Source organism: Pirellulales bacterium, assembly GCA_036490175.1.
In the GTDB taxonomy this organism is placed as follows: domain Bacteria; phylum Planctomycetota; class Planctomycetia; order Pirellulales; family JACPPG01; genus JACPPG01.
This window is the reverse complement of sequence record DASXEJ010000346.1, coordinates 20,485-27,789: the sequence shown is the minus strand read 5'-3', so window position 1 is coordinate 27,789 and position 7,305 is coordinate 20,485. Positions and strand designations below refer to the sequence as shown.

Sequence of the window (7,305 nt, the reverse complement as noted above, 5' to 3'; positions counted from 1 at the left end):
CAAGATGTTCACACGGAGCGTCCGGCCGCTCTGACCATCGCCAGGATGCCGGCCTTGATCGGTCCCGGCAGAGTCGGCCACGCATCGATGACGGCGGATAGGTTGGGGTCCGCTGGCTCGGATTCGTCATCAATTGCGCCGGATTCTGCGCCGCTTTGGTCAGAAACCGTTGATTCCCCGGTATTTTCGTGGGGTGTTCGAATCCTGTCCTCTCCGCTAAGCGATTGTGCGTCAATGAGTTGCGTATCGCTGAGAGTCGCAAAAGAGCCGCACCCAACAAAGGTTGCGATTGGATCGTGCGATTCCCCGCCCTTCGCGGCGCGTCCCGGCGGCGCCGTATTCTGTGCGCTTCGTGCGCCACTTTCTGCGCCGCCTTTCCCTGACGCATCGGCCGCCCGCTCAAAGTCGGCGTCAGTCACTTGCAGATAATGTTTCAAGGCGATGAGGGGCGCATTGCCCAGCCAGGACGTTCCAACCTGGATCGGGTACGGACTGAATACGGGAGGCGGCAACTATATGGTCGGGAACTTGTATCAGGGATTCCAGCCGGTGTTCATCCCCGGCTTGCGCACCCAGAACTACGGCTACAACCTGAACCAGTATCGGCCGCAGAATTTCCAAGCGCCGCAGTTCAACTACGGGTTCGGACACAACGGCCCAGCTCCGGCATACGGCTATCGATAAGGCCCTCCTGGACAATGTAGCTTCTGGGCGTGTCAACGGCTTCGTGTTATTGGGTACTCGCGGCACGGTTGTTTTAACCCCTCGTTCCCAAAAGGCGCCCGGGTCGAAGCGCGCGAGGAAACGTGTTTGAGTAGTTCTTGGCACTCAACGCATGTCTGTTAGCCGACGACCCCGGCGACGATCAGCAATTCAAATCTTCGGCGCGATTATTGACCGAGCCTGAGCGGTTTCGACCTGCCACCGACGGTGTGGGGTCGGCGCTGACCGATGTCGGTTACCGCGGCGACGTGGCGATCGCAGCGTTGGGACATTGCGCCCGCTTGCCAGCTGGGCGCAATGTCTTGTCGCCAAAGTTTACGCCCCCAAGCGCTCCGCATCACGTCGTCGCCCCAAGAGCAATGCCAGTCCGCCGAGCGCAGCCAGGGCGAGCGTCGAAGGCTCCGGGACGACCGTGGCCGTGATCGAGACGAACTGGCCGTCAGCGGCCGGGTCCAGGTGCCCCTGTGCCGACGGATAGAACTGCGCTGCACCGATCAGTGGATTCAGCCCGGTATTCAGGCCCGCAAGTACAGCGGTCGATCCCTGATTGTTGACGCTGAGGACGTTGGTCCAGTAGAGGTCGAGCGTAAAGTGCTCGGTCCCGGCGCCGAAATCGGCGGGAAAGCCAAACGTGGTGTTCAACCCTGCGAAAGTTGAATTTCCATTACCCAATCCCACCGAGTCACTGGGCGCGGGATTCCAAGTATCGGTCACTCCGTTTTTCGAGAACGACGAACCCGTGGGCGAAAACGAATACTCGCTGCGGAAGCCCGCGGGCGGACCGTCGTCGACCATCACGCCCGAACCATTGAGGGCAATCGAAACTTCCACCGGTCGCGTGTTCGTCGGGTCGTTATTCGTCAGAGCGAAGGTGACCTGAAAGTGGGACGTTGCGGAGAGAGTGTCGGTATCCGCTCCCGTCGCGGCGGCGGTCATCGCCAACGCGTAGCGCACCTGAGCGCTCGTTGATGCACCTCCGACGTCGGCTACGGTCCCGCCGGGATTGAGTACCGACAAGTCAGAGTCCCAAGTCGCGGTGCCGAGCCCCGCGGAAGAATACACGCCGCTCGAAGTGTTGTCGGGCATCAGGGTGAGAGATTCAATGCTCACCTGAATTGCGAACGCCGGCGACTCGAACAGGAGCAGCCAGGCGGCGACCGTCGCCACGCCCAGGCAACCAGGGCAAATCCTAAAAGACGACCGTTGTCTGCGCGCGCAGAATCGAATGGAAAGACACATGGGGCCCTCTCCTCAGTGTTCCGAAAACTGAAAAAGAAACGACCGCGAATGGGTCACTTAGTTTTCACTTGGCTAGCGTGCCCCTGATGGAGAGGTCTACAAACCAAAGAGTAACAGCCGACGATTGCCGCAACAAGACTGTTGCGAAAAAGCAAGGCTTGGCGCCGACATCCACTACGCAGAACCCACGGAGCCGATAGCTCGGACCCAATGACGCATCACAAACCACGTCCACCAGGCAAGAGAGAGGTGCCCCCGTCTAGTTGCCGCTGGAAGCTTCGTGAATCCTAAGGTTTCCTCAACAACTGATCTCGCACGTCGGTGGACATCGAAGGGCGGCAGAAGGAGGCGAATGACGGGCTCTTTCTCAAAAACTCGAACGAATGCAGCACTCCCGAAAATGGACCGGGCTGGTTGAAAAACCCCAATCCAGGTACACCGCGATTGCATTATCGCCGGGATTTGTGCAGCTAGCGTCCCATTACCAGTCCGGCACGAGGGGAGCGAACAACTGCGCGGCTGCTTCCTGGCTCGGTCAAGTGCCGGCGTTGCTGACCTTGTCGATCAGGAAAAATGAGTCGAACTCCGTAAGTGTGACAACCTGCGAACGAAGAATCCGCCGCCAGCAGGCATCGAGCATCTTTTTCAGTGGAAAGTACGAATTAAGAAACAGGTGAGGATTCTACCATCGTGGCAAGCTAGGAGAATCACGGATGGCGCGGCGACTTTCATTCTCGATTGCTGCGATGGTTCTCACCGCCGTCGCGCTGCCGAGCGACGTAAACGTTGCTCGCGCCGATAGCTGTCCCAACGGGCCGTATAATCCGCAACTGGTTGTGCCCACACCGATTTGTCGCAAGCGGGCCTGCGGATCGGACTATGCGGTGCCCTATCGACGCGGCGTAGCAATCCTGTCGCCGGTCGAAAGCCCGGACAGATGTTACTATCCGGTCGGCGGCAAAACCGTTTACACGCACTACTATCCGGACTACTGTCCGCACCGAAAGCATGGACCACGGGTTTGCATTCCCGGCAACGGATATGGATACCTGGCACACGGGCACTCTATTTCGGAGCATTTAGTCAGCGAAGTTTCTGCTGACGGCAGCGGCGCGAGTGAGTACGGTTTCTATGCCGGCGCCAGACAGGATGAGGCGAACCTGCTGCGCTTGGGGGGCTTCCCAGGCAGCGGCGAAGCCCATGCCGACACTGGCGCCACTCCGGATCTGATCGACATGATCGAAGGCCGTCGCTGACGCGATCGATCTAACGTGTCGACGGCGGCGGCCCAACTCCCACCGGAGGCAAATATCCAGGCCGACTAGTATCGACCGGTGCGACATCACCAGGCGTCCGCAGCACAGAAACTTCCTTGGCTGGATAGCCTAACGCGTGGAACAATTCGAACTGAGAGCGGTTGTAGTCGGCCACCGTTCCAAAGTATTGGTTGTAAGACACGAGCAAATTGCTGAGGGCGACCACTGCCTCTTGCGGTCTGTAGACCTGGACCAGCACATTGCCGAACCGAGTGGTTTGGGCCAGCCCTTCATAGTTGCCTTCGTATGTGATGAGGGCCTCTCGTACCGAGCGGTCGGCCTGCACGACCCGCACGGTGGCCGATTGCAGACGCGCTTGGGCCCGCGTTATGTCGCCGGCCACGGAATCTTGAATCCGGAACTGCTCAATCAACGCACGCGACTGCTCTCCCCGCTGCTCCTTGATGCGGGCCATATTGCCATATCCCAACCCTTCGTATTGCCAGAGCGCTTGCGGGCTCAAGTCGTCGCGCAAGCTCCACAGGTTCATGTTCCTTCCGTAGCCGATGCCTTGGGCGCCGAACTGGATCAATTCATTTGGCGTTTGGAAGCCGCTCAGCATGAGGCTGGGCATCAATAGGCGTCCTTTCTCTTGGCGGATTTTCTCGGCAACCGAGCGGACGAGCGCACGTTGCGATGCCAGTTCGGGGCGGTTGGTCAGTCCCAGGGGAATCAGGTCGTCGAGGGTTCGATTCGGTTCGATCAATGTGATTTGCAGATGATCGTGCTCCTGAGGAACGACGACGACTCGAGGATCGAGACGCAATACCTGGGTCAGATCAGCGCTGGAGACGCGCCACATTTGCCGTGCTGACGCGGCTTGCTGCTCGATGTCGGCGAGCATTCTTTTGGCGCGATCGACCTCGATGCGTGGGACCAGGTCCTGGCTGAGAAACTCGATCCGCTCCACCAGTTTGTGGCCGCGTCCGACGACATCGACCGCGCCGGCGTACTGTCCACGGAATTGATGCACGCTGAAGTACGCGTTGGCGGTGGCGAGCAGCGCATCATTCTTGGCGGTCTGGATATCCCAACGACGCGCGTCCAGCGTCTGCCTGGCGGCCAATGGCTGGAAGATCGCGTCGGTCATGGCGACATTTTGTGTGAAGCCGATACCGCTATAGAGGAAATTAATGTTTTGATTCAAGGGTCGCGCGGCGGTGTTAACACCCCGATTAAAGTCCGGGCCGAAACCGTCGTGCCGGATGTAGTCCGTGCCGGCGTTGAAGGTGGGCACCCAAAGTACCTTGGCGCGTTGCAATTGCGCCTCGGCTACCCAGGCGCCAGCCTGCGCCGCGCCGACGATAAGTGGCCGCGCGTCGGAGAGCTGCAAGGCGGTGGCTAGATTAATCGGCAACGCCACATCGGTTTGCTCGAGCTGACCAGGCGGTAAGTTCACCGCGCCGCTCAGGTCGGGCAATACTTCCGGCGACCCGCCAGCGCGCGATGTTGGGCCACTTATGCCCCCAGGTCCATTGCTAGATCCCGGTGTTGGCAACAGCTCGGGCGACTCGTCGGGCTGTGCGGATTGACGACGCGACAGGGTCGTAGGCACGGGTGACGACGCCGAGGTGAGTTGAACGGCCCGCCGGGGATTCGTCCGTGACGACGTGGCTTTGCCGGGCTGAGACGTGCCTATCGCAGGATTCACCGCCGGAACGGCTGGAACACCATTGTAGTTGTTGTATTGAGAGCTCGATCCGGTTGCGGTTGCGACCGTTTGAGTGCCGGCAGGCAGAGACTGTCGCGGCGCATCGCCCCGGCAGAGCTGGGGCGTGCTGCCAGCCAGCAGCATTGTCGCCACGATTTGCAATCCTGAGAATCGGTTCATCGGACGCAACTCCTTTTTTCCTGGCACGCGCTGGATGCCAGCCAGCTGTGGTACTTTTTCTGGGCTACCGCGTTGCCGGCGGCGGACCAACGCCGACCGGTGGTAAATACCTCGGACGATTCGTATCGACCGGCAGGTAATCGCCAGGCGGACGAAGCGCCGAGACTTCGCGCGCCGGATAACCCAGCGCATGGAACAATTCGAACTGCGCTCGGTTATAGTCGGCCACCGTTCCGAAATATTGGTCATAGGCCACCCGTAGATTTTCCAGCGAGATGACGACTTCTTGCGGCCTATAAACCTGCACGAGAACATTGTCGAACCGTTTGGTCTGAGTCAGTCCTTCGTAATTGCCGTCGAACGTGATAATTGCTTCACGCAATGATCGCTCTGCTTCGATAACGCGGACGGCCGCGGATTGAAGATTTGCCTGGCTGCGAGTTACCTCGGCCACGACCAAGTCTTGCAGTTTGTAGAGATCGATGATGGCGTTCGACTCCATTCCCCGTTGCTTCTTGATCCGCGCCAGGTTGCCAAGGCCGAGCCCTTCGAGTTGCCAAATTGCTTGCATGCTCACGTCGTCGCGCAGGCTCCAATTGCTCATGCTGGCGCCTGAGCCCAATCCGAAGACCGTGGCCTGCATGCGCATGTCTCCTGGCGTCTGAAAGCCGGTAACGAGGATGGTGGGCAACAGTGGACGGTTCTTTTCCTGTCGAATCCCCTGTTGCGCTGCTCTGACGAGTGCTCGCTGCGATGCGATCTCGGGGCGGCTTCTCATGGCGATCGGCATCAGTTCGTCGAGGGGCCGAGCTGGGTCAAACAAGGTGATCTGCAAACGGTCGGGCTCGAGCGGGATGACAACTACACGGGGATCAAGTCGCAGAATCTCGGTCAGATTGGCGCTGGCGACGCGCCAAGATTGCCTCGCCAAAACCGCATGTTGCTGCATGTCGGCCAGCATGCGCATTGCTCGATCGACTTCGATTCTTGGTACCAGGTCCTTGCTCAACCGCGCGACCCGATCGACAAGCGCTTCGCCCCGTTTCACAACATCGATGGCGCCGGCGTACTGGCCTCGCGCTTGATGGACATGAAAATACGTATTGGCGGTCGCCAGCAAGGCGTCATTCTTGGCCGCCTGAATGTCGAATCGCCGGGAGTCGAGAACTTGCCGTGCAACCAAGGGCTGAAAAATAGCGTCGGTCATGGGAAAAACAGCGTACAGGCTGCCGCCGACCCACATGGCGTTTAGATTCTGATTGAGCGGTCCGCCGCCCCCCGGCAGCCCGTAGACCGGATTGTTTACGCCCCGGCCGAAGTCCGGGCCGAAGCCGTCGTGCCGGACATAGACGGTCCCAATGTCGAGCTCGGGAATCTTGATAAGTTTCGCACGTTGCAGTTGAGCCTCGGCGACCCACGCGCTGGCTTGCGCGGCGGCCACGATCAGCGGACGGACATCCGCAAGCTGCAGCGCCGATGCCAGGTTGAGAGGTAGCGGAACATCGGTGGCCTCGAGCGGCGCGCGTGGCAGTCGGGGACCGCTGCTGACGGACGACGACCGTGGACCGTAATCCGTGCCATCGCCAGCGGATCGTGGAAATTCGGACGGTTGCAGTAGCGGAGTGCCGCTGGGTGTTGATCTCAAGGCACTGTTCGGTGCGACGGATCGTGCATCGGTCGGCTCCGCGGCTGTCACAGAACTGACGAGTCGAATGTCCGGCATGGCGGTCCGTCCCACGCCCATTCCTTGCGATTGCTGAGCAGGGACCAAATTGCCTCGCGGCGGAATGGGGGCCGCCTGGCCGACCCGCAACACTGCCGGCGCGACGCTCGTCGATTGCGCTGCACTGCGCTTACTGACGCCAGCGAGAGTCACGATCAGGGCGCACGCTACCGGCAATCGGTGCCGCAAAAGATAGCGTGCCAATGCAAGCATCCTGATTCGTTCATCCATAAACGATCGCGTTCAGCAAAACCCTTTTTTGCCACCATCAGATTCGTCCGCTCCGCTCCAGAAAAATCAATGAAACCGTTAAAATCACCGCAACTTCACTGGTCACACGCAATCGGCACAGATTACTGGCACCGTCGGGGCGCAGCGGCATTCCATGTTGGCAGAGTTTTGTCCAAAGCCGTGGCATTTTCGGCAAGGAGACAAGGTAGGGAAAACGTCGCAATATGCCCCCTCCAGGCAGC

The 7,305-nt window shown here is 59.7% G+C and carries 5 protein-coding genes; 2 read left to right on the top strand and 3 right to left on the bottom strand.

All coding sequences use genetic code 11. The features are described from left to right. The first annotated feature begins 441 nt into the window (after window positions 1-441). Complete coding sequence (locus tag VGG64_26205) at window positions 442-684, top strand: hypothetical protein (protein ID HEY1603124.1); 243 nt, start codon at window positions 442-444, stop codon at window positions 682-684. A 354-nt stretch (window positions 685-1,038) separates the two neighbouring features. Here the strand turns inward: VGG64_26205 and VGG64_26200 are convergent, their stop codons facing one another. Next, window positions 1,039-1,962 carry a PEP-CTERM sorting domain-containing protein gene (locus VGG64_26200; GenBank protein ID HEY1603123.1) on the bottom strand — a complete coding sequence of 308 codons (924 nt, stop codon included), beginning with the start codon at window positions 1,960-1,962 and terminating at the stop codon, window positions 1,039-1,041. Window positions 1,963-2,675: 713 nt separating this feature from the next. Between VGG64_26200 and VGG64_26195 the strand changes: the two genes are divergently transcribed. Next, window positions 2,676-3,218 carry a hypothetical protein gene (locus tag VGG64_26195; protein HEY1603122.1) on the top strand — a complete coding sequence of 181 codons (543 nt, stop codon included), beginning with the start codon at window positions 2,676-2,678 and terminating at the stop codon, window positions 3,216-3,218. Between the two features lie 10 nt (window positions 3,219-3,228). Here VGG64_26195 and VGG64_26190 read toward each other — a convergent pair whose 3' ends face one another. Continuing rightward, complete coding sequence (locus tag VGG64_26190; protein ID HEY1603121.1) at window positions 3,229-5,109, bottom strand: TolC family protein; 1,881 nt, start codon at window positions 5,107-5,109, stop codon at window positions 3,229-3,231. Between the two features lie 64 nt (window positions 5,110-5,173). Then, window positions 5,174-7,036 carry a hypothetical protein gene (locus VGG64_26185; protein HEY1603120.1) on the bottom strand — a complete coding sequence of 621 codons (1,863 nt, stop codon included), beginning with the start codon at window positions 7,034-7,036 and terminating at the stop codon, window positions 5,174-5,176. Window positions 7,037-7,305 lie beyond the last annotated feature (269 nt).